General features: G+C 45.6%; 25 protein-coding genes. 24 read left to right on the top strand and 1 reads right to left on the bottom strand.

Annotated features, from left to right (window positions below):
• Positions 1–66 precede the first annotated feature (66 nt).
• From fliL to CSH93_RS05115, 24 genes are all read left to right on the top strand, one after another.
• On the top strand, positions 67–591 hold the full coding sequence (gene fliL, locus CSH93_RS05230; protein ID WP_100642118.1) for a flagellar basal body-associated protein FliL: 525 nt from the start codon (positions 67–69) through the stop codon (positions 589–591).
• A 12-nt stretch (positions 592–603) separates the two neighbouring features.
• Complete coding sequence (gene fliM / locus CSH93_RS05225) at positions 604–1,662, top strand: flagellar motor switch protein FliM (protein ID WP_100642117.1); 1,059 nt, start codon at positions 604–606, stop codon at positions 1,660–1,662.
• A 15-nt stretch (positions 1,663–1,677) separates the two neighbouring features.
• Complete coding sequence (fliN, locus tag CSH93_RS05220; RefSeq protein ID WP_100642116.1) at positions 1,678–2,103, top strand: flagellar motor switch protein FliN; 426 nt, start codon at positions 1,678–1,680, stop codon at positions 2,101–2,103.
• Positions 2,063–2,557: a flagellar biosynthetic protein FliO gene (gene fliO, locus CSH93_RS05215; RefSeq protein WP_100642115.1), complete on the top strand. Its 495-nt coding sequence runs from the start codon at positions 2,063–2,065 to the stop codon at positions 2,555–2,557. The genes fliN and fliO overlap by 41 nt, the downstream gene beginning before the upstream one ends.
• 56 nt (positions 2,558–2,613) lie before the next feature.
• On the top strand, positions 2,614–3,309 hold the full coding sequence (fliP, locus tag CSH93_RS05210; protein WP_240615506.1) for a flagellar type III secretion system pore protein FliP: 696 nt from the start codon (positions 2,614–2,616) through the stop codon (positions 3,307–3,309).
• A 9-nt stretch (positions 3,310–3,318) separates the two neighbouring features.
• Positions 3,319–3,588: a flagellar biosynthesis protein FliQ gene (gene fliQ, locus CSH93_RS05205; RefSeq protein WP_100642113.1), complete on the top strand. Its 270-nt coding sequence runs from the start codon at positions 3,319–3,321 to the stop codon at positions 3,586–3,588.
• A gap of 25 nt (positions 3,589–3,613) precedes the next feature.
• Complete coding sequence (gene fliR / locus CSH93_RS05200) at positions 3,614–4,372, top strand: flagellar biosynthetic protein FliR (RefSeq protein WP_100642353.1); 759 nt, start codon at positions 3,614–3,616, stop codon at positions 4,370–4,372.
• Between the two features lie 6 nt (positions 4,373–4,378).
• Entirely contained in the window at positions 4,379–5,503 is a 1,125-nt protein-coding gene (gene flhB, locus CSH93_RS05195; protein ID WP_100642112.1) for a flagellar biosynthesis protein FlhB, read from the top strand.
• 114 nt (positions 5,504–5,617) lie between these two features.
• A complete protein-coding gene (gene flhA, locus CSH93_RS05190; protein ID WP_100642111.1) occupies positions 5,618–7,717 on the top strand; it encodes a flagellar biosynthesis protein FlhA in 2,100 nt (699 codons plus the stop codon).
• A 29-nt stretch (positions 7,718–7,746) separates the two neighbouring features.
• Positions 7,747–9,081 (top strand): flagellar biosynthesis GTPase FlhF, encoded by a 1,335-nt coding sequence (flhF, locus tag CSH93_RS05185; protein WP_100642110.1) that lies wholly within the window; start codon positions 7,747–7,749, stop codon positions 9,079–9,081.
• Entirely contained in the window at positions 9,078–9,944 is an 867-nt protein-coding gene (locus CSH93_RS05180; protein WP_100642109.1) for a MinD/ParA family protein, read from the top strand. The genes flhF and CSH93_RS05180 overlap by 4 nt, the downstream gene beginning before the upstream one ends.
• The gene (locus CSH93_RS05175) at positions 9,941–10,672 is read left to right on the top strand and encodes an RNA polymerase sigma factor FliA (protein WP_100642108.1); all 732 of its coding nucleotides are present in this window, start codon (positions 9,941–9,943) and stop codon (positions 10,670–10,672) included. The genes CSH93_RS05180 and CSH93_RS05175 overlap by 4 nt, the downstream gene beginning before the upstream one ends.
• Positions 10,673–10,708: 36 nt before the next feature.
• Complete coding sequence (gene cheY / locus CSH93_RS05170; RefSeq protein ID WP_100642107.1) at positions 10,709–11,092, top strand: chemotaxis response regulator CheY; 384 nt, start codon at positions 10,709–10,711, stop codon at positions 11,090–11,092.
• A 33-nt stretch (positions 11,093–11,125) separates the two neighbouring features.
• Positions 11,126–11,872, top strand: coding sequence for a protein phosphatase CheZ (locus CSH93_RS05165; protein ID WP_100642106.1), 747 nt, complete (start codon positions 11,126–11,128; stop codon positions 11,870–11,872).
• A gap of 12 nt (positions 11,873–11,884) precedes the next feature.
• On the top strand, positions 11,885–14,143 hold the full coding sequence (locus CSH93_RS05160; protein WP_100642105.1) for a chemotaxis protein CheA: 2,259 nt from the start codon (positions 11,885–11,887) through the stop codon (positions 14,141–14,143).
• Positions 14,144–14,208: 65 nt separating this feature from the next.
• Entirely contained in the window at positions 14,209–15,336 is a 1,128-nt protein-coding gene (locus CSH93_RS05155; RefSeq protein WP_100642104.1) for a protein-glutamate methylesterase/protein-glutamine glutaminase, read from the top strand.
• Positions 15,337–15,338: 2 nt separating this feature from the next.
• Complete coding sequence (locus CSH93_RS05150) at positions 15,339–16,106, top strand: ParA family protein (protein ID WP_100642103.1); 768 nt, start codon at positions 15,339–15,341, stop codon at positions 16,104–16,106.
• Between the two features lie 3 nt (positions 16,107–16,109).
• The gene (locus CSH93_RS05145; protein WP_100642102.1) at positions 16,110–16,865 is read left to right on the top strand and encodes a chemotaxis protein CheW; all 756 of its coding nucleotides are present in this window, start codon (positions 16,110–16,112) and stop codon (positions 16,863–16,865) included.
• 27 nt (positions 16,866–16,892) lie between these two features.
• Positions 16,893–17,387 carry a chemotaxis protein CheW gene (locus tag CSH93_RS05140; protein ID WP_100642101.1) on the top strand — a complete coding sequence of 165 codons (495 nt, stop codon included), beginning with the start codon at positions 16,893–16,895 and terminating at the stop codon, positions 17,385–17,387.
• 78 nt (positions 17,388–17,465) lie between these two features.
• Complete coding sequence (locus CSH93_RS05135) at positions 17,466–17,909, top strand: DUF2802 domain-containing protein (protein WP_100642100.1); 444 nt, start codon at positions 17,466–17,468, stop codon at positions 17,907–17,909.
• A 94-nt stretch (positions 17,910–18,003) separates the two neighbouring features.
• The gene (metA, locus tag CSH93_RS05130; protein ID WP_100642099.1) at positions 18,004–18,930 is read left to right on the top strand and encodes a homoserine O-acetyltransferase MetA; all 927 of its coding nucleotides are present in this window, start codon (positions 18,004–18,006) and stop codon (positions 18,928–18,930) included.
• A 32-nt stretch (positions 18,931–18,962) separates the two neighbouring features.
• Positions 18,963–20,015, top strand: a complete 1,053-nt coding sequence (locus CSH93_RS05125) for a homocysteine S-methyltransferase family protein (protein WP_100642098.1) — start codon at positions 18,963–18,965, stop codon at positions 20,013–20,015.
• 9 nt (positions 20,016–20,024) lie between these two features.
• Positions 20,025–22,652: a methionine synthase gene (gene metH / locus CSH93_RS05120; RefSeq protein ID WP_100642097.1), complete on the top strand. Its 2,628-nt coding sequence runs from the start codon at positions 20,025–20,027 to the stop codon at positions 22,650–22,652.
• Between the two features lie 4 nt (positions 22,653–22,656).
• Positions 22,657–23,250 (top strand): DUF938 domain-containing protein, encoded by a 594-nt coding sequence (locus CSH93_RS05115; protein WP_338063492.1) that lies wholly within the window; start codon positions 22,657–22,659, stop codon positions 23,248–23,250.
• 38 nt (positions 23,251–23,288) lie between these two features.
• On the opposite strand, the gene CSH93_RS05110 is transcribed toward CSH93_RS05115, so the two are convergent.
• The gene (locus CSH93_RS05110) at positions 23,289–25,370 is read right to left on the bottom strand and encodes a M13 family metallopeptidase (protein ID WP_100642096.1); all 2,082 of its coding nucleotides are present in this window, start codon (positions 25,368–25,370) and stop codon (positions 23,289–23,291) included.
• Positions 25,371–25,375: the final 5 nt, after the last annotated feature.

The following is a 25,375-nucleotide window of genomic DNA, read 5'->3' as shown; positions in this document are numbered from 1 at the left end:
ATCTAAACATTGTGATTTATCGTCAAGCTACCGATAATACTAATATCCCAATGTGAGAAATAAGTCATGGCTGAAGAAGAATTAAAAATCGAAGAAGGCGGTAAAAAAGGCAAGTTGATCTTAATTATTGCCATTGCACTGGTTGTTGTAATTGGTGCGGGTGCTGCATATTTCCTGATGGGCGGTGATGATGCTGATATGGGAGATGTTTCAGCAGTGCAAACCAGTGGCGGAGGTGGTTCTTCAAGCTCATCTTCGTCTGCAAATAATGGAACTGCTCTGTATGTTGCGATGCCACGGCCTTTTGTACTGAATGTGCCAGGCAATGGTCGTGATAGGTTGGTCGAAATAAAAGTGCAATTGATGGTAAGAGGCTCGGATAGTGAAGAAATTGCAAAGTCTCATATTCCGTTAATTGAAGGAACATTGTTGCAAGTGTTTAGCAGTAGTAACGCAGATGATCTGGTTACCGAAGCGGGAAAAATTGCTTTGCGGGAACAATCAGTAAGAGACGTTCAAGCTAAGATGCAGGAAGTAGCTGGCAAGAATATCGTTGAAGAAGTGTTATTCACTGGTTTTGTAATGCAATAGTTAAGGTGAATTGTGAGCGATTTATTATCTCAAGATGAAATAGACGCACTACTCCACGGAGTTGACGACGTCGAAGAGGAAGAAGTTAACGAAAGTGACGTTGATTCTGACGCGCTGGAATATGACTTCTCCTCACAGGACCGTATTGTCCGTGGTCGGATGCCGACTCTTGAGATCGTTAACGAGCGGTTTGCCCGTCACATGCGTGTTAGCTTATTCAACATGATGCGTCGTTCGGCTGAAGTGTCAATCAATGGCATTCAGATGATCAAGTTTGGTGAATATATTCATACGCTATTCGTTCCAACCAGTTTAAACATGGTGAGATTTCGCCCTCTAAAGGGGACCGGTCTGATTACCATGGAAGCACGACTCGTGTTTATTTTGGTGGACAACTTTTTTGGCGGAGATGGGCGTTATCATGCCAAAATTGAAGGGCGTGAATTTACTCCGACGGAGCGTCGGATTATCCAGATGCTGCTTAAGTTGATTTTTGAGGACTACAAAGAAGCCTGGGCCCCAGTTATGGATGTGTCTTTTGAATATTTGGATTCAGAAGTTAACCCTGCTATGGCCAATATTGTAAGCCCTACTGAAGTGGTGGTGATCAGTTCATTTCACATCGAGTTAGACGGCGGGGGCGGTGATTTCCACGTCAGTTTACCGTATTCGATGTTAGAGCCGATTCGAGAGTTGCTCGATGCGGGCGTACAAAGTGATAAAGAGGATACTGATTTCCGTTGGTCTAAAGCCCTGCGTGATGAAATTATGGATGTTCACGTGGATTTGAGTACGCACATGTTGGACGTAGTCATTCCGCTGCATCAAGTGATGGAATTAAAAGCCGGCGACATCATTCCAATAGAGATGCCAGAACACATTACGGTAATGATTGAGGAATTGCCTACATTCCGGGCTAAGTTAGGTCGCTCTAGAGATAATATAGCGCTGAAAATAACGGAAAAGATTGAACGACCCACTTCTGTTAAATCGGAGCTGCAGCTATTGACCCGTGGTGGTCGAGTAATAGATAACGATGCCGAATTATCGGTATTAGAAGAAGATTTGTAATAAGAGGATAACGTCATGAGTGAAGAAGACGGTATGGACGATTGGGCTGCGGCCATGGCTGAACAGGCGGAGTCTGAAGAAGGCGAACAAGCCGAACCAGCCGAGACCGCAGAGGGTGATGACGTTCAAGTCGCTGAGTTAGATGAGTTATCCAGCGAAGAGTCGATTACACCTGCCGAAAAGAAAAAACTGGATACCATTCTTGATATTCCTGTCACTATCTCGATGGAAGTGGGGCGAAGCTCGATTAGTATTCGAAACTTGCTCCAATTGAACCAAGGGTCTGTGGTTGAATTAGACCGAGTTGCGGGTGAACCGTTAGACGTATTAGTGAATGGCACGTTGATTGCTCATGGAGAAGTAGTAGTGGTCAACGATAAATTCGGTATTCGGTTAACGGATGTTATTAGTCAAATCGAGAGAATCAAAAAGCTCAGGTAGCTTAAATAAAAAAAGCGTAGTCAAATCAATTGGCTACGCACTTCCTTTCATCGCCCTTAGTAGCTTCTCCTCCGTCGCGTTTGCGACAGAAACCCAAAGCAGCATGTCTAGCGCTGGCGATATAGTGTCAATTTTTCTATCACTTTTGGTGGTTGTCGGCATTATTTTCGCGCTCGCCTTTGTTATGCGTCGGTTTAATGTCGCTCATACTGGTCAGGGTGACTTAAAAGTGGTTGCCAGTATGGTAGCGGGCACTAAAGAGCGCGTAATGGTTGTCGAAGTGGGCGACGAGCAGTATCTACTGGGAGTGACGGCACACAACATCAGCCATTTGGCGACGTTACCCAATAAAATTACGCCTAAAAAGTCCGAAGTGGCGGATCAGTTTAAACAAAAACTGGTTCAAGCTATGGCCGGGAAGCTCAACCCCGCCAGCATCGGAGAAAAACCATGAAGTTTATTGGGTGGGGAGCGCTTATAGCGCTAGCATTGGGATTTGTGAGCCCAGTGATGGCGCAGCAAGGCATATCTGCAGTGACCGTGACGACGGGGGCCGATGGTGCGCAAGAGTACTCTATGACGCTACAAGCGTTATTTATCATGTCCGCGCTGAGCCTTATCCCAGCATTTGTCATGATGATGACGTCGTTTACGCGAATAATCGTCGTGCTGTCAATTTTACGTCAGGCCATTGGTCTTCAACAGTCTCCATCAAACCAAATACTCATAGGCGTTAGTCTTTTCTTGAGTATGTTTATCATGGCTCCCGTGTTTGATGAAATTAATGAAACAGCATTACAACCCTATTTATCAGAGAGCATGACTTCAAAACAGGCGTTCGAAGCCGCTAAAATTCCGATGCGTGAATTTATGCTATCCCAAACCCGGGTTAAGGATCTTGAAACCTTTGTACGTATCGGTGGATATGAAGGACAATTTGACGATCCTGCCGATGTGCCAATGACCGTTTTGATCCCAGCTTTTGTCACAAGTGAACTCAAAACAGCATTTCAAATTGGATTTATGCTGTTTATCCCTTTCTTGATTTTGGATCTAGTCGTGGCCTCTGTATTGATGGCGATGGGTATGATGATGCTGTCACCGATGATTGTATCCTTGCCATTTAAACTCATGTTGTTTGTGTTGGTCGATGGCTGGAACCTTATTTTCGGTACGCTCGCAACGAGCTTTGGCATGGGAACCTAGGAGAATCTTATGAGTCCAGAGGCTTTTGTCGAGATATTAAGAGAATCGATGTTTATCGTAATCCTGTTGGTTTCAGCGATCATCTTGCCCAGTTTATTTGTTGGTTTGATCGTAGCTGTTTTCCAAGCTGCAACGTCCATCAACGAACAAACCATGAGTTTTTTACCGCGTCTAATTGTGACACTTTTGGCATTGAGCTATGGCGGTAACTGGTTGGTGCAGAAATTGATGGATTTTACTTTCACAATGGTGGAACAGATACCGCAGGTGGTCGGCTAACGTGGTTATCGCTGAAGCGACAATTATGCAGTTCTTGGCAGACTATTTACTGCCATTTTGTCGCATTTCGGGCATGTTTGCATCAATGGCAGGGTTAAGTGCTAAAAGTATCCCAACACCGATTAAAACACTATTGGCTGTTTTATTAACCTTTATGATTATGCCCATGATCCCCCCAGCGCCAGTCGCCGATTTGGTGAATTTGGGGTCATTTGTGGAAGTGATAAAACAGCTCATCATTGGTATTGGTCTAGGTTTCTTATCCATGATGGTGCTCAATACTTTTGTGCTTGCAGGACAAATCGTTGCAATGCAAACCGGTTTAGGCTTTGCGTCTATCGTAGACCCTGTGAACGGTATTAACGTACCTGCTGTGGGTCAGTTTTATCTCATCTTGGCAACGTTGCTATTTTGGACGCTTGACGGCCATTTGGCGATGATCCAAATGGTGACAATGAGCTTCCAAGCCTTTCCTGTAGGTGAAGGCTGGTGGCAGCCAGAGCAGTTTCAAGCAATTGCGCATTGGGCTGGGTGGTTGTTCACATCAGCGGTTGTGATGACACTCGCACCTATTGTGTCGCTACTTATTGTGAACTTAGCCTTTGGTGTTATGACCAAAGCTGCGCCTCAATTGAACATATTCAGTATTGGTTTCTCGATAGCGCAGATAATGGGCTTAGTGATTATCTGGATCACTATGGCAAACTTTACCAGTCACTTTGAACAACAATGGCAACGTGCACAAATTATGATGTGTCAACTTGTTCAGGTTTGCGGGACGTAATAGTGCATGTCTGATTCATACGAAAAAACCGAAGAACCCACGTCCAAAAAAATCCAGGAAGCGCGTCGCAAAGGTCAACTAGCGCGCTCAAGAGAATTGTCGACGGCGCTGGTTTTGATTGCGAGCGCGCTAGCCTTTTTACTCATGGGCTCACACATTGCGACGGCAATGTTCAGTGTCATGCAGAGAACCTTCACCCTGTCACGAGATGAAACGTACGACATTAATCACATGTTTCAGGCCTGGGGCAATGCGTTTAGTGAAGTCAGCACACCGGTTTTATTCTATTTAATCATTGCCATGATCGCGGGTATTTACGGCTCTATTGCACTGGGTGGCTATAATTTCACCTGGGAGTCGACGAAGCCTAAGAGTGAAAAAATAAATCCTATCAATGGGTTTAAACGCATGTTTGGTGTTGAAGGGCTTATCGAACTGTTAAAGGCCATCGGTAAATTTGTTGTTGTTGCAACGGCTGCATATATCTCCTTGCTGTTATTCAAGGATGAAGCGTTACACCTCGATCAAGAGCTGTTTCCACTGAGCATTTTCCATGCATTAGACATGATTGAATGGGCATTTTTAATTCTGTGTTGTGCTTTGATCCCAATTGTTGCCATTGATGTGCCGTACCAGCAATATAAGCATCATGAACAAATGAAAATGACCAAGCAAGAGGTCAAAGATGAGCGTAAAAATGCAGAGGGTGATCCGCAAGTAAAAGGACGCATTCGCAGATTGCAATTCCAAGCAGCAGCTAGACGCATGATGCAGGCCGTTCCTGAAGCCGATGTGGTTGTTACAAACCCAACGCATTATTCTGTGGCCCTAAAATATGATGAAAATGGCAACCGAGCGCCTGTACTAGTGGCTAAAGGCGTCGATGAATTGGCAATGCATATTCGGAAAATTGCGACCGCCAATGATGTCCCCCTTATTCCTTCGCCAATGTTAGCGCGAGCTATTTATTATTCGACTGAAACAGACCATGAAGTACCGAGTAAGTTGTTCATGGCTGTAGCACAGGTTTTGGCGTACGTATACCAGTTGAAGGCCTTTAAATCTGGTAAGGGCGCCCGTCCGAAGCCGCTGAAAAAAGACTTACCCATCCCACCAGAGTATCGCCGTTAATCGTATCAACCGCGAAATTATTGCTCCATATTGAGAGAGTGGCACGCTTGTTGAAATACAGTTAGGCAGAGCATTTTTTGCGTCAAAATTCCGTTATTGGGGGTAGCTAACAAAATGGAATTAACCGCTTACTGGCAGAAGTTCGATAAAAATCGAGTCAAGAGATTTACCTCGGGGTTAGGTGCTCCTTTGGTACTGCTTGCGATTATGGGCATGGTTATTTTACCTATGCCGCCTTTTTTACTGGATGTTTTGTTCAGTTTTAATATCGCGTTATCTCTAGTGATTATTTTGGTTGCGGTTTTTACACAGAAGCCTGTCGACTTCGGTATTTTTCCTTTAGTGCTCCTGATTGCAACAGTCTTGCGGCTGGCATTAAATGTGGCCTCGACTCGTGTCGTGTTGTTATATGGGCACGAAGGTGGGGATGCCGCAGGTAAAGTTATCCAAGCCTTTGGTGAAGTGGTCATCGGTGGTAATTTTGCAGTCGGTGTCGTTGTCTTTGCCATCCTCCTTATCATTAACTTCAAAGTTGTAACTGCCGGTGCGGGAAGAATTTCAGAAGTTAGCGCCCGTTTTACTCTTGATGCAATGCCCGGTAAACAGATGGCGATCGATGCCGATTTGAATGCCGGCTATATTGACCAAGATGAAGCCCGCAGTAGACGCGAAGAAATCACGCAGGAAGCAGATTTCTACGGGTCAATGGACGGTGCGTCGAAATTTGTTAAAGGCGATGCCATCGCGGGTTTATTTATCATGTTGATAAATATAGTCGGTGGACTTTTTATTGGTTTAGTCCAGCACGACTTGTCATTTAGTAACGCCCTAGAGGTGTACACTATTTTGACCATTGGTGATGGATTGGTCGCGCAGATCCCATCGTTGCTACTGTCTGTAGCGACGGCGATTATTGTTACACGCGAAAATGAAACTCAGGAAATGGGTCAAGAGCTTGATAAGCAACTTACCGATCCTCGAGCGCTCTATATAGCTTCTGGCATATTATTCGTCATGGGTATTGTACCGGGTATGCCGCACCTCGCATTTTTGAGCTTCAGCTTTATTGTTGGTGGGTTGGCGTATTTCCGTAAGCGGCAGTCAGAACAACCACAAGAAGTTAAAAAGGACGGCGAACTTATGCCTGCTGATACGCAGGCACCCGCTGAAATCAAAGATCTCGGTTGGGATGACGTGCAGCAGGTCGACACAATTGGTTTAGAAGTTGGATATCGTTTAATACCGCTGGTTGACAAGGCGCAAGGCGGTGAACTCCTCACACGTATTAAAGGGGTGAGAAAGAAACTTTCACAAGAATTGGGCTTTCTTATTCCGCCGGTTCATATTCGCGACAATCTCGACCTCAATCCGACCACATACACCATTGCGATGCTAGGGGTAAATGTCGGTGAGGCGGATATTAACCACGATAGCGAGCTCGCAATTAACCCCGGTCAGGTATTCGGTAAACTAGACGGTAAACCGACTAAAGATCCCGCCTTCGGTTTAGACGCGGTATGGATCAAACCTTCGCAAAGAGAGCATGCACAAACGTTAGGCTATACCGTTGTTGATACAGCAACGGTTGTGGCGACACATTTGAGCCAATTGCTTACCACAAATGCCTACCAGCTATTAGGTCATGAAGAAGTGCAGCAGTTGCTTGATATGTTAGCGAAAAGCAATCCTAAGCTAGTCGAGGGCTTAGTACCCGATATTTTATCTCTGAGCACGGTAGTTAAAGTGCTGCGCACTTTACTTTATGAAGGCGTTCCGATTCGTGACATGCGCACCATTGTTCAGACGTTGTGTGAATACGGTCCTAAGAGTCAAGATCCTGACGTATTAGTGTCTGCTGTACGTATATCCTTGAAGCGTCTGATCATTCAGGAAATCAATAATGGTGGGGCAGAGCTGCCTGTCATAACTTTGGCGCCAGAGTTGGAACAAATACTGCACAAGTCATTGCAAGCAGGTGGAGAAGATGGTGCAGGCATCGAACCTGGGCTAGCAGATCGTATTCAACAATCATTGAGTGAAGCGACTCAGCAACAAGAGCTAGCAGGCGAACCATCTGTGCTATTGACATCAGGCATGTTGCGTCCCGTGTTGTCGCGATTCCTGAAGCATGCGGTGACAGGGCTGCATGTGTTGTCTTATCAGGAGATACCTGATGATAAGCAAATTCGTATCGTAAGCGCCGTTGGGCAATAAGAAATACTCAGCTATGTGGAGCATAAGCTATGAAAATTAGACGATTTGTCGGCAAAGATATGCGAGAAGCATTACGTCAAGTAAAGGACGAGCTGGGTGCTGATGCCGTTATTATGTCCACGCGCAAAACCAGCGCTGGAATAGAGTTGGTTGCGGCCTATGACAGGCATACTGAAGAGCAAAAGGCGGCCGGTGCGATGAATGCAGGAAAAGCCTCTAAAGCAACGCCTACGCTCAGTGAGATAATTGGAGATGATGGCCCTGACAGCCTAAAACAATTATTGGAAAAGCAACAAGCGGCACAAGCGAAAAAGCAGGCAAGTGGTTCTCAGCAGCCTCAAAGCGAAAAGGCCGCACCGTCAATGGAAGGTAACTACAAACCGATTGCTAAACCACAACCGATGCCGCAGCCACAGGTTCAAGCGTCAGCAGAGTTGCCACAACAACTGTCAGAGATGAAGCAAGAGTTAGCATCATTACGCAATATTTTATCGTTTCAAGTGGCAGCACTGACTGAACAACGTAAACAATTGAAAAACCCGTTGCATGGATACTTATATGAGCAATTGCTTGCTATGGGAATCAATGCGTCTTTGAGTGATCAGTTGATGAGTTATTTGCCAGCGGAGGCCAATGAGCGCGAAGCGTGGCTAATGCTGTTGAAATTACTTGCTAATCGATTGCATATGGGCGGGCAGCGTTTGTTGTCACAATCTGGCGTTGTTGCCATGGTGGGACCAACAGGTGTTGGTAAGACAACAACGGTTGCAAAGCTTGCCGCACGTTATGCACAAAAGTACGGTGCGGATCAAATTGCGATGGTAACGATAGACAGTTATCGAATCGGTGCATTTGAGCAGTTATCCACCTACGGCAAGATCATTGGTTGTGCGGTTAAAAAAGCGCATAGCGGCGAAGAATTATCGAATGTATTGCATCAACTTCGAAACAAGCAGATGATACTGATTGATACAGCAGGGTTCTCACAACGGGACGCACGCTTAATTGGTCAGTTGCAAGAGTTCTCGAGGGGAATTAATATGCCCGTTAACTACTATTTAGTAGCTCAGGCCAATGCTCAATATGCCACTCTTCAAGGTGTCGTTAATGCCTACAAAAATGTGCAACTTCAAGGATGTATTTTTACCAAACTGGATGAATGTTACTCATTGGGTGAAATGTTGAGTGTTGCTATAAACTACAACTTACCGTTAAGCTTTGTTACGGATGGTCAGAAAGTACCTGAAGATATCTCTGTTGCGAATGGAAAAAATCTTATTTCTCTTGCAGCAAGGCTTTATAAAAAGTACAAGTTGCACCATACTAGCAACCATATAGCGGCAAATACAGCAAAAGCAGTATGATTGAAGATCAGGCTAGCGGCTTACGAAGAATGAAACAGTCACGTTTAATTAAAGTTATAGCGGTCACTGGAGGTAAAGGTGGGGTTGGGAAAACCAACATCACTTTGAATACTGCTGTGGCTATGGCGAAGCAAGGGCAACGCGTATTAGTCCTGGACGCCGATTTAGGGCTAGCCAACGTCGACGTGATGTTAGGCCTTCGAGTCGACAAAAACTTGTCTCATGTACTCTCTGGTGAATGCACACTAGATGAAGTACTTGTCACAGGCCCCCACGGAATCAAAATTGCCCCAGCCACCTCTGGCTCGCAGAGCATGACTGAACTGACGCCAACTCAGCACGCTGGGTTGATTCGCGCGTTTAGTGAACTGAAAACGCCAATAGACGTACTAATTGTCGATACCGCTGCTGGTATTTCAGACATGGTTTTGAGTTTCAGTCGTGCCGCACAAGACATTTTAGTGGTTGTCTGTGATGAACCAACCTCGCTTACGGATGCCTATGCACTGATCAAGATATTAAATCGTGAGCATGGCGTATTTAAGTTTAAAGTTGTCGCAAATATGGTGCGCAATGAGCGGGAAGGTCGAGAACTTTTTAATAAACTTTCAAAAGTCACTGGGCGATTTCTCGATGTTGCACTAGAGTTAGTGGCAACAGTCCCTTTTGATGAGAATATTCGCAAAGCAGTACGTAAACAAACACCAATTGTTGATGCGTTTCCTGCATCGCCTGCAGCGCTTGCCATTAGTGATTTGGCGCGAGCTGCAGGGCAATGGCCAATCCCTGAACAACCAGGTGGTCATTTGGAGTTCTTTTTAGAGCAATTGCTAACACGAAAGGCGGTAGGTGATAACGGGTGAGTAGTAAGGTGGCAGCATACCAGCAAAGTGTCGATCTAAACGCTATCGTAGAGCGTCATGCTCCGTTAGTGAAGAGAATCGCTCACCATTTGATGGCTCGTTTACCCGCCAGTGTCATCGTTGATGATTTAATTCAGTCTGGGATGATCGGATTGCTTGAAGCCGCGAAAAATTTTGACGGCTCTAAAGGTGCTAGTTTTGAGACATTCGCCGGTATCCGAATTCGCGGTGCTATGTTGGATGAAATTCGCAAAGGTGATTGGACACCACGCTCGGTGCACAAAAATAGCCGAACTATCATGGAGGCGATTGCGCAAGTTGAACGTGAAACCGGCGCAGACGCACGAGATGTCGATATCGCAGCTAAATTGAACGTGTCGTTGGGCCAATATCATCAAATGCTCAACGAAGTAAACGCGGGCAAATTGGTCGCGATAGAAGACTTAGGTGTTTCAGAAGACGTTATCGGAGACGAGAAGAGCAAAGGCTCAGATGCGCCATTTGAAGATTTAATGCAGGGCGCGTTTCAAAAGGCACTGGCTCATGCGATCACAACGTTGCCAGAGCGTGAAGCAATTGTATTGTCTCTGTACTATGATGAAGAATTGAATTTACGAGAGATTGGCGAAGTACTTGAAGTAAGCGAATCTCGTGTGAGTCAGATACACAGCCAGGCTATGCTAAAATTAAAAGCGCGTATGCAGGCTTGGCGTATGACTGAAGCTTAACAATAACAATCATAATGTTCCTCAGTGGAGGCTGTTTTGGATAAAAATATGAAAATTCTTGTTGTTGATGACTTTTCAACAATGAGACGCATCATAAAAAACCTGCTTAAGGATCTTGGCTTTACTAACATCCAGGAAGCAGACGATGGAAGTACTGCATTACCAATGCTACAACAAGGTGATTTTGATTTTGTTGTAACCGACTGGAATATGCCGGGTATGCAGGGTATCGACTTGTTGCGCGCTATCCGTTCAGATGACGGGTTAAAGCACCTTCCAGTGCTGATGGTGACGGCAGAAGCGAAAAAGGAACAGATAGTTGCTGCGGCACAGGCCGGTGTGAATGGATATGTCGTAAAACCGTTCACGGCAGCGACGTTAAAAGAAAAGCTCGAAAAGATTTTCGAACGCTTGGGTTAATCCAGACGGTCTTTTAACAAAAGGAGACACTGGATGCCTGATAAATCCACAGTGCCAATTTCATTAGAAGAAGCTAAACAGCTAGTTGCATATTTAGAAGAAGGCGACACAGATTCTGCAAATGCGATTCTGGAAGTTGCCTCAATGAAAGAATCTATTGAGTTGTTTGCCGAGGTGGGAAAATTAACTCGCCAGTTACACGATTCACTCAATAGTTTTCAGATTGATGATCGGATTAAAGGTCTGGCGAGTGAAGAAATCCCAGACGCTCAATCTCGACTCTTATATGTAATAGAAGAAACTGAAAAAGCAGCAAACACTACGATGGATGCGGTTGAGACAAGCATGCCGATTGCTGAGAAACTCAACGAACGTATTGCGGAAGTGCTTCCTGAGTGGAAGAAATTAATGTCTCGTCAGCTGGAAGTTGGTGAGTTTAAGACGTTGTGTGGGGATTTAGACAAACTACTTGAAGATGCTTCGACCGATTCTGCAAAGCTAACGTCTTTGTTAACCGAAGTGCTCATGGCTCAAGGTTATCAAGATCTCACGGGTCAGGTTATTCGCCGTGTAATTGAGCTTGTCAAAGAGGTTGAAGATAGCCTGGTAAACATGCTGACAATGTTTGGTGACCCAGAATTGAAGCAAAGTCCTCAAAAATCTAAGAAAAAGACCGATACAGTGGAAGCGGAAGGTCCAATTATCGATGCTGAAACGCGTGACGACGTTGTCAGCGGCCAAGATGATGTAGATGACCTGTTATCGAGCTTGGGATTTTAGGAGAGCGTATTAATGGCGTTTGATGTGGACGAGGAAATATTGCAAGACTTTCTGGTAGAAGCCGGAGAGATACTTGAACAATTACAAGAACAACTCGTTGATCTGGAGAATAATCCTGAAGACACCGATTTGTTGAATGCTATTTTCCGCGGTTATCATACTGTGAAGGGTGGTGCCGGTTTCCTTTCCCTCACCGAACTTGTTGATATTTGTCATGGTGCTGAGAACGTATTCGATGTAATGCGTAATGGGCAACGCACCCTGACACCTGACTTGATGGACGTTATTCTTCGTGCAACTGACGTTGTGGTTGAAATGTTCGACAAAGTTAAATCAAGAGACCCGCTTGAGCCTGCAGATCCAGAACTTATCGACCTTTTACACAAACTCAGTAAGCCTGAAACCGCCGATGAACAGATTTTTGCGTCAGATGCAGGCGCGACAGGTGAAGTAGCTGAAGAAATAGAATTTGCGGTTGAAGAAGAACCCGATGAGCCGGCTGAGTCAGAGTCGCAAGTGGAATCGGCCGCTTCAAGCGACGGTGGCAGTATCGATGAAATTACTGAAGATGAATTCGAAGCGCTGCTTGACGAATTGCATGGCAGTAGTGCACCCGGCGCCGCAAAAGCAGCAGCTGAGCCTACCCCCCCATCCGCGCCCACTGATAGTGGTGACGGCGATGAAGATATCAGTGATGATGAATTTGAAGCGCTTCTTGACCAACTGCACGGTAAAGGTAAGTTTGAAGGTGCAGCGTCTGAACCCACAGAAAAGTCAGCGCCGAAAGAAGCATCCAGTGAGTCCGCTGACAGTGATGAAATCTCCGACGACGAGTTTGAATCTTTGCTTGACCAGTTGCATGGCCATGGCCAAGGCCCTGGTAGTAAAGCTGAAGAAGTAAAAGTTGAAAAACCAGTTGAACCTCCTAAAGAGGATAAGCCTGCGCAAGACAGTAAGCCTGCGTCAACTGAGAAAAAAGCACCAGAAAAAGCACCTGCGCCAGCAGCAAAAGCCAGCGAACCAGCTGCTGCTAAGGCTGCGCCTAAACCGGTACCTAAAAAAGACGATAAGAAAGCGGCTGCGGCACCTCCGCCAGCAGAAACGACTGTTCGTGTAGATACTAAACGACTTGACCAAATCATGAATATGGTTGGGGAGCTCGTATTGGTTCGGAACCGTTTGTTGAGCCTTGGGATCAACGTAAACGACGAAAGCATGAGCAAGGCAATAGCCAACCTCGATGTCGTAACGGGCGACCTTCAGGGTGCGGTTATGAAAACGCGCATGCAACCGATCAAAAAAGTATTTGGTCGTTTCCCTCGCGTTGTTCGTGACCTCGCACGTAGTCTTAAAAAAGAAATCACCCTCGAACTAGAAGGGGAAGAGACTGATTTAGATAAAAACCTGGTTGAGGCGTTGGCCGATCCACTCGTGCATTTGGTTAGAAACTCTGTCGATCACGGTATTGAAATGCCGGACGATCGTCAAGCCGCAGGTAAACCGCGCATGGGTACGGTTAAACTGTCGGCCTCACAAGAAGGTGACCATATACTGCTTACTATCGATGATGATGGTAAGGGAATGGATCCTGAGAAGCTCAAAGAGATAGCGATTAATCGAGGCGTGCTTGACGCTGACGCTGCGGCACGTATGTCAGACGTAGAAGCCTTTAATCTCATTTTTGCGCCAGGATTCTCGACTAAGACTGAGATCAGCGATATTTCCGGTCGTGGTGTTGGTATGGATGTGGTGAAAACCAAAATCAACCAGCTAAACGGTAGCGTCAATATTGATTCGCAGCTTGGTCGTGGTACGCGCTTAGAAATCAAAGTGCCATTAACGTTAGCAATCTTGCCTACGTTAATGATTATCGTTGGTGAACAAACCTTCGCATTGCCGCTGGGTGCAGTGAACGAAATCATTAATATGGATATCAGCAAAACCAATACTGTTGATGGTCAATTAACGATGATAGTGCGCTCAAAAGCCATACCATTGTTCTACCTTGGAGAGTGGTTGCAACGTGGCAATAAAGCAGTGGATAAAAACAAAGGGCATGTAGTTGTAGTGCAAATTGGCACACAGCAAATGGGCTTTGTTGTGGATGCATTGATCGGCCAAGAAGAGGTTGTAATCAAACCGTTAGATGCCTTGTTACAAGGCACACCAGGCATGGCTGGTGCGACTATTACATCTGACGGCGGCATAGCGTTAATCTTGGACATCCCAGGCTTGTTGAAGCGTTATGCTCGGAAGGCACTGAATAAATAGAGCGCCAAACATCAATTTGTTTGGCGTTAAGCAAAAACCGTGGGTTAACAGGAATTTCATTCGTAATGTCACTTAAGGTTTTGGTGGTTGATGACTCGTCGTTTTATCGTCGTCGTGTACGCGAGATACTCAACCAAGATCCTGCATTAGAAGTGGTGGCCGAGGCGAGTAATGGCGAAATCGCTCTAGCAAAAATACAAGAGTTCTCTCCAGATGTAGTTACCATGGATGTCGAAATGCCTGTGATGGATGGTATTACGGCGGTTCGAAAAATCATGGCAACGTCGCCTGTGCCAATCCTTATGTTTTCTTCGATCACGCAAGACGGTGCTGAAGCGACTATTCAAGCATTAGAAGCTGGGGCGCTAGATTTTCTGCCTAAAAACTTTGAAGATATTGCACGAGACCGTCGCGAAGCGACCATGGTGTTACGTTCGAAAGTAAGGGCAATTGCTAGCAGGCCGATGCGAGCTAGGCGTCCATTGTCGACCCCATTAACCACACCAGGTAAAACTGCCGCGACGCAAAAGTTTTTTAAGTCATCTTCCGTTATTAGTGGCCCATCTTCTACAACACCAACGCCGGCACAACCTTCTTATCGTTATAAGAGCAAAGCCTACAAATTACTGGCTATTGGTTCTTCTACCGGCGGACCGGTAGCGTTGCAAAAGGTATTGCAACCATTGCCTGCTAGCTTTTCGTTGCCCATTTTACTCGTGCAGCATATGCCGGGAACGTTCACTACAGCATTTGCTCAGCGTTTAAACAGTATTTGTAATATCACCGTCAAGGAAGCCGAACACGGTGATATTTTACGACCTGGGCACGCATATTTGGCTCCCGGTGGTAAGCAAATGTTAGTGGAAGGAACGGCTAATTCTCCGCGGCTTAAGATTGTGGATTCTGTGCCAGGAGAAGATTTGACCTACAAACCCAGTGTCGATTTAACTTTTAAATCCTGTGGTAAAGTTTTTGGCGGCGATATACTTGGCCTAGTGCTCACAGGCATGGGGGCTGATGGTAAATTAGGTAGTCAGGATATCAAGCGTCTTGGTGCCACTATATGGGCACAAGATGAAGCGACATGCGTAGTGTACGGAATGCCTCAGGCTGTCACGACAGCCAATATCTCAGAACGAAGTTTGCCGATTGAACGGTTTGCGACTGAGGTCATGGCTGAAGTCAAAGGCTGACTATGAAAATCTGGACTATTGCCAACCAAAAAGGCGGAGTAGGTAAAACTACAACGACAGTGACTTTGGGGGGCATTCTAGCGCAGCGCAAACATCGGGTTCTACTAATTGATACCGATCCCCATGCATCATTAAGCTATTATTTTGGTATCGACTCTGAAGCGCTGACTAAAAGTACATACGATATATTTGTGCACGATGGTCCAATCGACCAAGAGCTCGTACTGGATTGTTTGTGCCCGACAAAACTCGATACCTTGTTTGTTTTGCCGGCTACCATGAATTTGGCGACGCTGGATAGAAAGTTGGGCGCTAAAACAGGAATGGGGTTGGTGTTGACACGGGCATTAAAGGCAGTTGAAAACGAGTTCGATTATGTGTTGATTGATTGTCCGCCAGTATTAGGCGTATTGATGGTAAACGCACTAGCCGCATGTGATCGAATTTTGGTGCCAGTACAAACCGAGTTTTTAGCTCTGAAAGGACTGGACCGTATGATGCATACACTGGAGATTATGAGTCAGTCATTGCACAAAACATTTGACGCGTTAATTGTGCCTACTATGTATGATAAACGTGTCAATGCAGCGTTAGAGGCGTATCAAACATTAAAGCAAGACTATGCAGAGAATACGTGGAAAAGTACTGTACCGGTTGATACACGTTTTCGAGAAGCGAGCCAAGCGCAAACGCCCATATCGTTGTTTGCGCCGCGCTCGCGTGGCGCTTATGCCTACACAAAATTGTTATTAGAGTTGGAGTCTACGTAGTATATGAGTAAGGGCAGAAGCTTCGCCAAAGAAGAAGTCATGCATGAATATTTGGATGGCTTGTTGGTCGATCTTGCCGATCCAGTTGAGGCAACTCATCGTGTGGCGAAACTACTTGAAAAGGCGACAGTACCAGATGTCATTGAAGAAAAGACACCTGCAATTGAGGTACCTACTCCAGAAGTCAGCGTAGAGGCCCCAGCACCAGAATCTCATATAGTTGATGAACAAACTAAAGAAGCTGACAAAGCCGCCGAAATAGCTAATATAGAGTCTGAAACGTCAGTCAAAGTGGCACTTCAAGAGCGCCTTGAGAACCGCTTTCAAGCTCTCTTTTTTGATGTCGCGGGATTGACAATGGCTGTGCCGCTGATCGATTTGGGCGGTATCCATCAGATTGATAAAATTGGACCTCTGTTCGGTAAACCGGATTGGTTTATGGGAGTAATGTTGCATCGAGAAGAAAAAATTAGTGTAGTCGATGCGGCAAAATGGGTAATGCCTGAAAAATACACACAAATCGATGAAGACAAGCTACACTACAAATACATCATAATGCTATCTGAAAGTGAATGGGGACTTTCCAGTAACGCCTTGATTAATACCGTAGAGTTGGACAAACAAGACGTGAAATGGCGGGAAGCGGATGGAAAACGCCCTTGGTTAGCAGGAATGGTAAAGGAACGGATGTGTGCTTTAATTGATGTAAAGCAGTTAATTGATTTATTAAATGCCGGTTTGGACAGCAATCAGAAGTAATCACCGTCATTGTTGGGAGCATGAAGGATGAGTGAAAAAAGTACCAGTAGTAATACGGTCGTAGATAATAACGATGAAGTTCTGCAGTGGGTCACTTATCGCCTCGGCGAAGAGACTTACGGCATCAATGTAATGCAAGTTCAGGAAGTGCTTCGACACACCGAAATTGCTCCCGTGCCAGGTGCGCCAGATTATGTGCTCGGTATCATAAATCTGCGCGGTAACGTGGTAACTGTCATTGATACTCGTGCTCGTTTTGGTCTGCCACCAACGGATATAACCGACAACACTCGGATTGTTATCATTGAGTCAGACGAGCAGGTAGTCGGTATTCTTGTCGACAGTGTTGCAGAGGTTGTTTATCTGCGTTCATCTGAAATTGACAGCGCGCCTAACGTAGGCACTGAAGAGAGTGCTAAATTTATCCAAGGTGTTAGCAACAGAGATGGTGAACTTCTCATATTAGTTGACCTCAACAAGCTGTTGTCTGACGAAGAGTGGGACGAGATTTCCAGTCTATAACCCGTTCTACACATGCACGGCAAACGCTGTTTGCCGTCGTCTCTATATTTAACCCCTCTATGTTGATGACCAGACAGCATGACTGATATTAGTTTCATTGTTGCAATTCTAGCGTTGATCTCAGTCGCGATAAGCTGTTTCTTATTGGTACGCCGGGTGCGAAGCGCTGAAGTTAAAGCCAATGAACGTGATGAACAGCTGGAACATCAACTCACACTGCAAATGAATCATGCACACCAGCAGCTTCGCCAACAGCAGCAGAAAAGTCAGGAGCAAATAAGCGAGCTTTCGCAGCAACTGGACGAGATGGCAACTTCAATGGCTCAATTGCAACAACAGTTAAACGATGCCTTGATCAAGCTGGAAAATATAGAAAGTAATGATCCTGAAGTGAAACTCTATCAACAAGCAAGAAAGTTGATAGCAAGTGGAGCGGATATCGACGATATCATTGAAGCCTGCGGTATTCCGCGGGCTGAAATTGAACTGCTGATGTCGATGGACAGAAAAGCTGACACTTAGCTCTCTAAACGTTTAGACGTCTAGACGTAAATTAGTTGACAATTAAACAGAATACGGCACACTGTAACGCCTGTTAACGGTAAGAGTGTGACCCATGCCTATACGAATTCCCAGTGAGCTACCTGCACAAGATGTTCTGTCGCAAGAGAATATATTTTGTATGGATGCTGAGCGTGCGGCTCAACAGGATATTCGTCCATTAGAAGTTGGTATCTTGAATTTGATGCCAAATAAAATCGAAACAGAGATCCAAATTTTACGCTTATTATCGAATACGCCACTGCAAATAAACGTAGACCTTATTCGCATTGACGAGCAAGTGTCAAAACACACCTCAGAACAACATATGAACGCGTTTTATCATGCTTTCAGTGAGGTTGCGCACAAGCGCTATGATGGTTTAATTGTTACAGGTGCTCCATTAGCGCACCTAGATTATCAAGACGTTAAATATTGGTCTCATATGACACGTATTATGGATTGGGCAAAGCGACACGTTCAATCTACATTGTATTTATGTTGGGCGGCTCATGCGGCCATGTACCACTTCTATGGCAAGCAAAGAGTACTTCGCGAAGATAAATTGTGCGGAGTGTATGAGCACGCAGTGTTAGAGCCTACCAACGAGTTGGTGCGCGGATTTGATTCTGCGTTCAATGCACCACACTCACGTTATGGCTATATTGATGAAAAAGACTATGAATCGGTTCCCGGCTTGAAGGTTATCGCAAGATCGGATGTAACAGGGGCATACTTAGTTGCCTCTGACGACAAACGCATGGTGTTTTTAACCGGGCATCCAGAATATGATCCTGATACCTTACAACAGGAGTATTTGCGTGATTTCGATGCCGGTCTTGAGCCAAATATTCCAGTGAACTATTTTCCCAACGATGATGTTAACCAAGCGCCAATTGTGCGCTGGCGTAGCCATGGTAATCTCTTGTTTACAAACTGGCTGAATTACTATGTTTATCAAACAACGCCGTATAACTTAGATGACTTAAGCGCAAGTGCATAAACCATCACGTAAATTCACATTGAGATTTTGACATGAGTAAACAATCCGACCGTTTATACGATATTGCACAGCAGCGAGTACTGATTCTTGATGGTGCTATGGGCACGATGATCCAGCGACATAAACTCACAGAAGAGGACTATCGCGGTGAGCAATTTAAAGACTGGCATACCGATTTAAAAGGCAATAATGATCTATTGGTATTAACGCAGCCAGAAATTATCAAGGACATACATGGACAGTACCTTGAGGCTGGAGCGGACATCATTGAAACAAACACCTTTAATGCCACCACCATTTCAATGGCTGATTATGATATGCAAGCGCAATCGCGTGACATTAATATCGCAGCGGCGCGATTAGCAAAAGAAGTGGCTGAAGAATATACGCGTAAAACGCCGGATAAACCTCGCTATGTGGCAGGTGTTTTAGGCCCAACAAATAGAACCGCTTCTATTTCACCTGATGTGAATGACCCTGCTAAACGCAATATTACTTTCGACGAATTGGTCGAGGCTTATACCGAGTCTACATTAGCACTGATTGAAGGTGGCGCTGATATTATCCTAATAGAAACCATATTCGATACGCTCAATGCAAAAGCCGCAGCCTTTGCCGTACAAGGCGTGTTCGACACGCTGGGTTATACGTTACCGGTCATGATCTCTGGCACGATTACGGATGCGTCGGGTAGAACGCTGTCTGGACAAACGGCTGAGGCATTTTATTATTCGTTGCGTCATATAGAACCATTTTCTTTCGGACTAAATTGCGCGTTGGGGCCTGATCTACTGCGCCAATACGTAGCGGAGATAGCAAAAGTCAGTGAATGTTTTGTTTCAGCGCACCCTAACGCAGGGCTCCCCAACGAGTTTGGAGAATATGATATGCAAGGTGATGAAATGGCTGCACATATCAAAGAATGGGCGGAAAGTGGGCTGGTCAACATTGTGGGCGGTTGCTGTGGCAGCACGCCGGATCATATTCGTGCAATTGCGCTAGCGGTATCTGAAATTCCACCTCGCGTCTTGCCTCATTTAGAGGTGAAAATGCGTTTGTCTGGCCTTGAGCCGTTCGTTCACTAGGAGTCTACAGTGACAGCAGAATTTTCAACTTTTATAAACGTTGGTGAAAGGACAAACGTAACGGGCTCCGCTGTTTTCAAGCGCTTGATATTGAGTGGTGATTTTGAAGCCGCCTTAGATGTTGCGCGCCAACAGGTCGAGAATGGGGCGCAGATCATCGATATCAACATGGATGAAGCCATGTTGGATTCGAAAGCTGCAATGGTGCAGTTTTTAAATCTTATTGCCGCAGAGCCTGATATTTCGCGCGTACCGATCATGCTGGATTCTTCAAAATGGGACGTCATTGAAGCCGGTTTAAAATGTGTTCAAGGGAAAGCGATTGTTAACTCGATAAGCCTAAAGGAAGGTGAAGCTCAATTTATTGAACAGGCAAAATTAATCAAAAAATATGGCGCAGCGACGGTGGTCATGGCATTTGATGAAACGGGCCAAGCGGATACAGAAGATCGTAAAGTTGAGATTTGTACTCGGAGTTACCGGATTCTGACCGAGCAGGTCGGCTTTCCGCCAGAAGACATCATTTTCGACCCGAATATTTTTGCTGTTGCAACCGGTATTGAAGAACATGACCGATACGCAGTTGATTTCATTGAAGCTACACGGCGCATAAGACAAACCTTGCCGCATGTCCATGTGTCGGGCGGGTTGTCGAACATCTCGTTTTCGTTCCGAGGCAATAATCCAGTGCGAGAGGCGATGCATTCTGTGTTTCTATATCATGCCATTCGAGCAGGCATGGACATGGGGATCGTAAATGCCGGTCAATTAGAGGTTTATGACGAAATTCCACTTGAGTTACGAGATGCCGTTGAAGACGTCATTTTAAATAGACGAAGTGATGCCACCGAGCAACTGTTAGCGCTGGCACCGAAGTATCAGGGCGATGGTAAAGTCGCCGCGGCTGAAGACTTATCTTGGCGAGAGTGGCCGGTAAATAAACGCTTAGAGCATTCTCTCGTGAAAGGCATCACAGACTACATTGTTGATGATACCGAAGAGGCTAGACAGCAAGCAGAGCGACCACTACACGTGATCGAAGGGCCGTTAATGGATGGCATGAATGTGGTTGGCGATCTGTTCGGAGAAGGTAAAATGTTTTTACCGCAAGTGGTTAAATCTGCGCGGGTGATGAAAAAGGCTGTAGCGCATCTTCAACCCTATATTGAAGCTGAAAAGTCCGGTGGAGCAAGTAGCAATGGAAAAGTGCTAATGGCCACAGTGAAGGGCGACGTGCATGATATCGGCAAGAACATTGTGGGTGTGGTGCTGCAGTGTAACAACTTTGAAGTGATTGACTTGGGTGTCATGGTACCTTGTGCCAAAATTTTAGAAGAAGCAAAAGCCCAAAACGTCGATATGATTGGTCTATCCGGGCTGATAACCCCATCTCTCGATGAAATGGTCTATGTTGCGAGCGAGATGCAACGTCTTGGCTTTGACATTCCATTGCTTATTGGTGGCGCGACAACCTCTAAAGCGCATACAGCGGTTAAAATTGAACAGAACTATGATGGGCCTGTGGTCTATGTTCCGAACGCAAGTCGTGCCGTTGGTGTATGTCAAAAACTCATCTCCGAGACAACACGAGCTGAATATGAAACTCAATTAAGTGCCGAGTACGAGAAGGTGCGTGAACAACACGCCAATAAGCGACCGAGAACGAAGCCTGTTAATTTGGCGCAAGCACGTGCGAACAAATATGCAATTGACTGGCAGAGTTACACGCCACCAGTACCTAAGGCGTTGGGTGTTAAAGCAATATCTGTTGATATTAAAACATTGCGAGACTATATCGATTGGACCCCATTTTTCATGACGTGGTCATTGGCGGGTAAGTATCCGAACATCTTACAGGATGATGTTGTGGGAGAAGAGGCGACACAGTTGTTTCATGATGCAAATGCAATGTTAGATCAACTGGAAAAAGCCAAAACACTTAACCCGAAAGGGGTTATTGGTTTGTTCCCGGCGAATGCAGATGGCGACGATATCAGCGTATACAAAGATGAGTCCCGCAGTGAAGAGTTACTGCGTACGTTCCATTTACGTCAACAAACAGACAAGGCAGATAAAGCGAATTATTGTTTGAGTGATTTTGTTGCACCGCAAGAGAGTCACGTTAGCGACTATATTGGCGCCTTTGCGGTGACTGCGGGTGTTGAAGAAGATGCATTGGCAGATGCCTTCACAAAAGATGGAGATGACTATAACGCGATTATGCTTAAAGCTGTTTCTGATAGGCTGGCAGAAGCATTCGCCGAGTATTTGCATCAACAAGTAAGAACAACATTTTGGGGTTATGCGGCTTCTGAAAGTCTAGACAATGACGCATTGATAGCTGAAAAGTATCAGGGTATTCGGCCGGCTCCAGGTTATGCGGCCTGTCCAGAGCACACTGAGAAACAGCAAATCTGGGATTTGCTCGATGTAGAGCATCATACCGGTATGAAGTTAACCGAGAGCTACGCGATGTGGCCCGGCGCTTCAGTGTCGGGTTGGTACTTCTCGCACCCGGATTCACGTTATTTTGCGGTTGCCAAGATCCAACATGATCAGCTTGAAGATTATGCAACACGCAAAGGCTGGTCGATTGATGAAGCGCGTAAATGGTTGATGCCGAATCTGAGTGACTAATAATATGTCAATTGAAGCTCAACTGCCGTTTAGTCAGGCATGTGAAAACAATAAAGAGGTTATTCTAGATAAGCTTCGTGTTCATTTTTCGGATGTGACGGGCGTACTAGAAATTGGTTCTGGTACCGGCCAACATGCGGTGCACTTTGCCACTCATATGCCGCATCTTTTGTGGTTTCCGACCGACCGCGCAGTTCAGCTTGCGACATTGAATAAAAGGTTAGGTGTCATCGATGTCGCTAATATACAATCCGCCATCGCATTTTCTATTGGTGAAAATGAGTGGCCGTCGGTGCCTGTAGACGGTGTTTTTAGTGCTAACACCGCTCATATCATGCAGCCAAACGAAGTGGAATGTATGATGGGATTGATTGCGGAAAACCTTCCTGAAAATGGGGTGTTTTGCCAGTACGGCCCGTTTACGCAAGGTGGAGAGTTTATCAGCGAAAGCAACAAAGCATTCCATCATCATTTATTGGCACAAGGCTATGGTGGATATCGCGATATTAGCGAATTAAAACGTTGGGCGAGTGGGCTTACATTATCAGCTCATTACACAATGCCAGCCAACAATGAATTATTGATTTGGGTGAAATAAAAAAGCCGGGCATTGCCCGGCTTTTATTTAACTCTTCATTACCAGATGCGTACGCGATCTTCAGGTGCAAGATACAAAGCATCGCCCGGTTGAACGTTGAATGCTTCGTACCACGCATCATGGTTGCGTGGTGCTAGAGCGCGGTAGCGGCCCGGAGAGTGAGTACCACCGCGTAGCTGATTCAGCATGCTTTCTTCGGTGCGCTTTTCTTTCCACACTTGTGCCCAAGCCAGGAAGAAACGCTGGTCGCCGGTTGTGCCGTCGATGATAGGCGCTTCTTCTCCGTTTAAGCTTAACTTATACGCGTGATAAGCCATGGCCAAACCACCTACATCACCAATATTTTCGCCTAGACTGTTTTTGCCATTGACGAAGTTACCCTCAATTGGCTCATAAGCACTGTACTGTGCAATCAGCTGTTCAGTTTTTGCTTCAAACGCGGCGCGATCTTCTTCTGTCCACCAATTACGTTGAATACCCATGGCATCAGATTTTGACCCTTGATCATCAAAACCGTGTCCCATTTCATGACCAATGACCGCGCCTATAGCACCGTAATTGACCGCAGGATCGGCATTTGGATCGAAGAATGGAGGTTGTAGAATTGCTGCTGGGAATACAATTTCGTTGAACGAGCTGTTGTAGTATGCATTGACGCGTTGTGGCGTCATGCCCCAGCGATTACGATCAGTCGGCTCTAATTCTTGCTCCAATTCTTTAGCATGGAAGAATTGACGGATACTGTGCATGTTGGCCACGAGATCATCACGCGAGATATCTAAGCCGGTAAAGTCTTCCCATACATCTGGGTAACCGATTTTGGGATTAAATGCCGCTAGTTTAGCCTGTGCATTTTTCTTAGTTTCTTCACCCATCCAATCGAGGTTTTCAATACGCTCGCCTAATGCGGTACGTAAATTCTCAACCAGCTCGCTCATTTGCTGCTTAGAGCTTTCAGGGAAGAAACGGTCGACATACACTTTACCAATTGCAAAGCCAAGTGATTCAGTGCCTGACATCGCGCTGACAGCACGTTTCCAACGAGCACGTTGTTCTTGCTGACCACTTAGTGTCTTACCGTAAAAAGCAAAGCTCGCATTTGAGATATCTTCAGACAATAAATCTGAGTTGCTGTTGATAGTGTGGTAGCTCATGTAGGCTTTCCACGCATCAAGAGGTAATTCGTTGATCAGTGCAATAACGCCGTTTACCGGTTCTGGTTGGTTAATATTAAGTGTAGGTACTTGATAACCGGAAGATTCAAAGAATGCTGACCAATTAAAGTTCGGATATGCATCAGACAGGCCTTCACGCTCAATTTGATTCAATGTTAAGTCACGGTTACGACGTTTTTCACGAGGCCATTGAACTTCTGCAATTTTAGTTTCAAGCTCAAGGATTGCAGCTGCATCTTGTTCTGCGGTTTCACTGCCCGTGAACGCTAACATTTCAGCAATGTGAGCTTGGTAGGCTTCACGAATTTTAACGAAACGTTCGTCTTCGCTTAGGTAATAATCGCGATCAGGTAGCCCTAAACCACCAACGCCAACATTGACTTGGTATTTATTCGGATCGAGACGGTCATACCACATACCAGCCCAAAGCGGAGAAACACTGTCAGTCAACCATGCTTTACCAAATTCTCGTGTCAGATCATCAACGGAGGCGATTGCTTTGATATCGTCTAGTATTGGCTGGATCGGTGCTATACCCTTGGCATTCAGAGATTCAGTATCCATAAAACTGTGATAGAAATCAGCAATCAACTTGGCTTCGCCGGTAAGATCGGTTGCGTTGTTCAGTTCATCGATGATGCTTTTTACGCGTTCTTCGCTTCTATCAGCCAAAGCTGAAAATGCGCCGAAACGTGTTTTGTCTGCAGGTAATTCATAGTTATCATACCAATTACCAGAAGCGTACATAAAGAAGTCATCGCCAGGCTTTACTGCTTCATTTCGTGCAGTTAAATCAACGCCAAAGGAGCCAATTTCGGCAGCCGCAGCAGCGACAGGTTGCGCATTATCTGTGGTAGATGCTGTATTTTCTGATGTAGGGTTTGGGCTACAAGCGGCTAAACCTAAGCTTGTGGCTATAGTGAGTGCTAACAGTGATTTTTTCATTGAGC

It is taken from the genome of Neoalteromonas facilis, assembly GCF_002807665.1.
Taxonomy (GTDB): domain Bacteria; phylum Pseudomonadota; class Gammaproteobacteria; order Enterobacterales; family Alteromonadaceae; genus Alteromonas_E; species Alteromonas_E facilis.
This window is presented reverse-complemented; position numbering and strand designations above follow the sequence as displayed.

Excerpts from the sequence above, each read along its gene's own strand:
- fliL (WP_100642118.1), top strand. The coding sequence starts at position 67 with ATGGCTGAAGAAGAATTAAAAATCGAAGAAGGCGGTAAAAAAGGCAAG.
- fliN (WP_100642116.1), top strand. The coding sequence starts at position 1,678 with ATGAGTGAAGAAGACGGTATGGACGATTGGGCTGCGGCCATGGCTGAA.
- fliO (WP_100642115.1), top strand. The coding sequence starts at position 2,063 with ATGTTATTAGTCAAATCGAGAGAATCAAAAAGCTCAGGTAGCTTAAAT.
- fliP (WP_240615506.1), top strand. The coding sequence starts at position 2,614 with ATGGCGCAGCAAGGCATATCTGCAGTGACCGTGACGACGGGGGCCGAT.
- fliQ (WP_100642113.1), top strand. The coding sequence starts at position 3,319 with ATGAGTCCAGAGGCTTTTGTCGAGATATTAAGAGAATCGATGTTTATC.
- fliR (WP_100642353.1), top strand. The coding sequence starts at position 3,614 with ATGCAGTTCTTGGCAGACTATTTACTGCCATTTTGTCGCATTTCGGGC.
- flhB (WP_100642112.1), top strand. The coding sequence starts at position 4,379 with ATGTCTGATTCATACGAAAAAACCGAAGAACCCACGTCCAAAAAAATC.
- flhA (WP_100642111.1), top strand. The coding sequence starts at position 5,618 with ATGGAATTAACCGCTTACTGGCAGAAGTTCGATAAAAATCGAGTCAAG.
- flhF (WP_100642110.1), top strand. The coding sequence starts at position 7,747 with ATGAAAATTAGACGATTTGTCGGCAAAGATATGCGAGAAGCATTACGT.
- CSH93_RS05180 (WP_100642109.1), top strand. The coding sequence starts at position 9,078 with ATGATTGAAGATCAGGCTAGCGGCTTACGAAGAATGAAACAGTCACGT.
- CSH93_RS05165 (WP_100642106.1), top strand. The coding sequence starts at position 11,126 with ATGCCTGATAAATCCACAGTGCCAATTTCATTAGAAGAAGCTAAACAG.
- CSH93_RS05160 (WP_100642105.1), top strand. The coding sequence starts at position 11,885 with ATGGCGTTTGATGTGGACGAGGAAATATTGCAAGACTTTCTGGTAGAA.
- CSH93_RS05155 (WP_100642104.1), top strand. The coding sequence starts at position 14,209 with ATGTCACTTAAGGTTTTGGTGGTTGATGACTCGTCGTTTTATCGTCGT.
- CSH93_RS05150 (WP_100642103.1), top strand. The coding sequence starts at position 15,339 with ATGAAAATCTGGACTATTGCCAACCAAAAAGGCGGAGTAGGTAAAACT.
- CSH93_RS05145 (WP_100642102.1), top strand. The coding sequence starts at position 16,110 with ATGAGTAAGGGCAGAAGCTTCGCCAAAGAAGAAGTCATGCATGAATAT.
- CSH93_RS05140 (WP_100642101.1), top strand. The coding sequence starts at position 16,893 with ATGAGTGAAAAAAGTACCAGTAGTAATACGGTCGTAGATAATAACGAT.
- CSH93_RS05135 (WP_100642100.1), top strand. The coding sequence starts at position 17,466 with ATGACTGATATTAGTTTCATTGTTGCAATTCTAGCGTTGATCTCAGTC.
- metA (WP_100642099.1), top strand. The coding sequence starts at position 18,004 with ATGCCTATACGAATTCCCAGTGAGCTACCTGCACAAGATGTTCTGTCG.
- CSH93_RS05125 (WP_100642098.1), top strand. The coding sequence starts at position 18,963 with ATGAGTAAACAATCCGACCGTTTATACGATATTGCACAGCAGCGAGTA.
- CSH93_RS05115 (WP_338063492.1), top strand. The coding sequence starts at position 22,657 with ATGTCAATTGAAGCTCAACTGCCGTTTAGTCAGGCATGTGAAAACAAT.
- CSH93_RS05110 (WP_100642096.1), bottom strand. The coding sequence starts at position 25,370 with ATGAAAAAATCACTGTTAGCACTCACTATAGCCACAAGCTTAGGTTTA.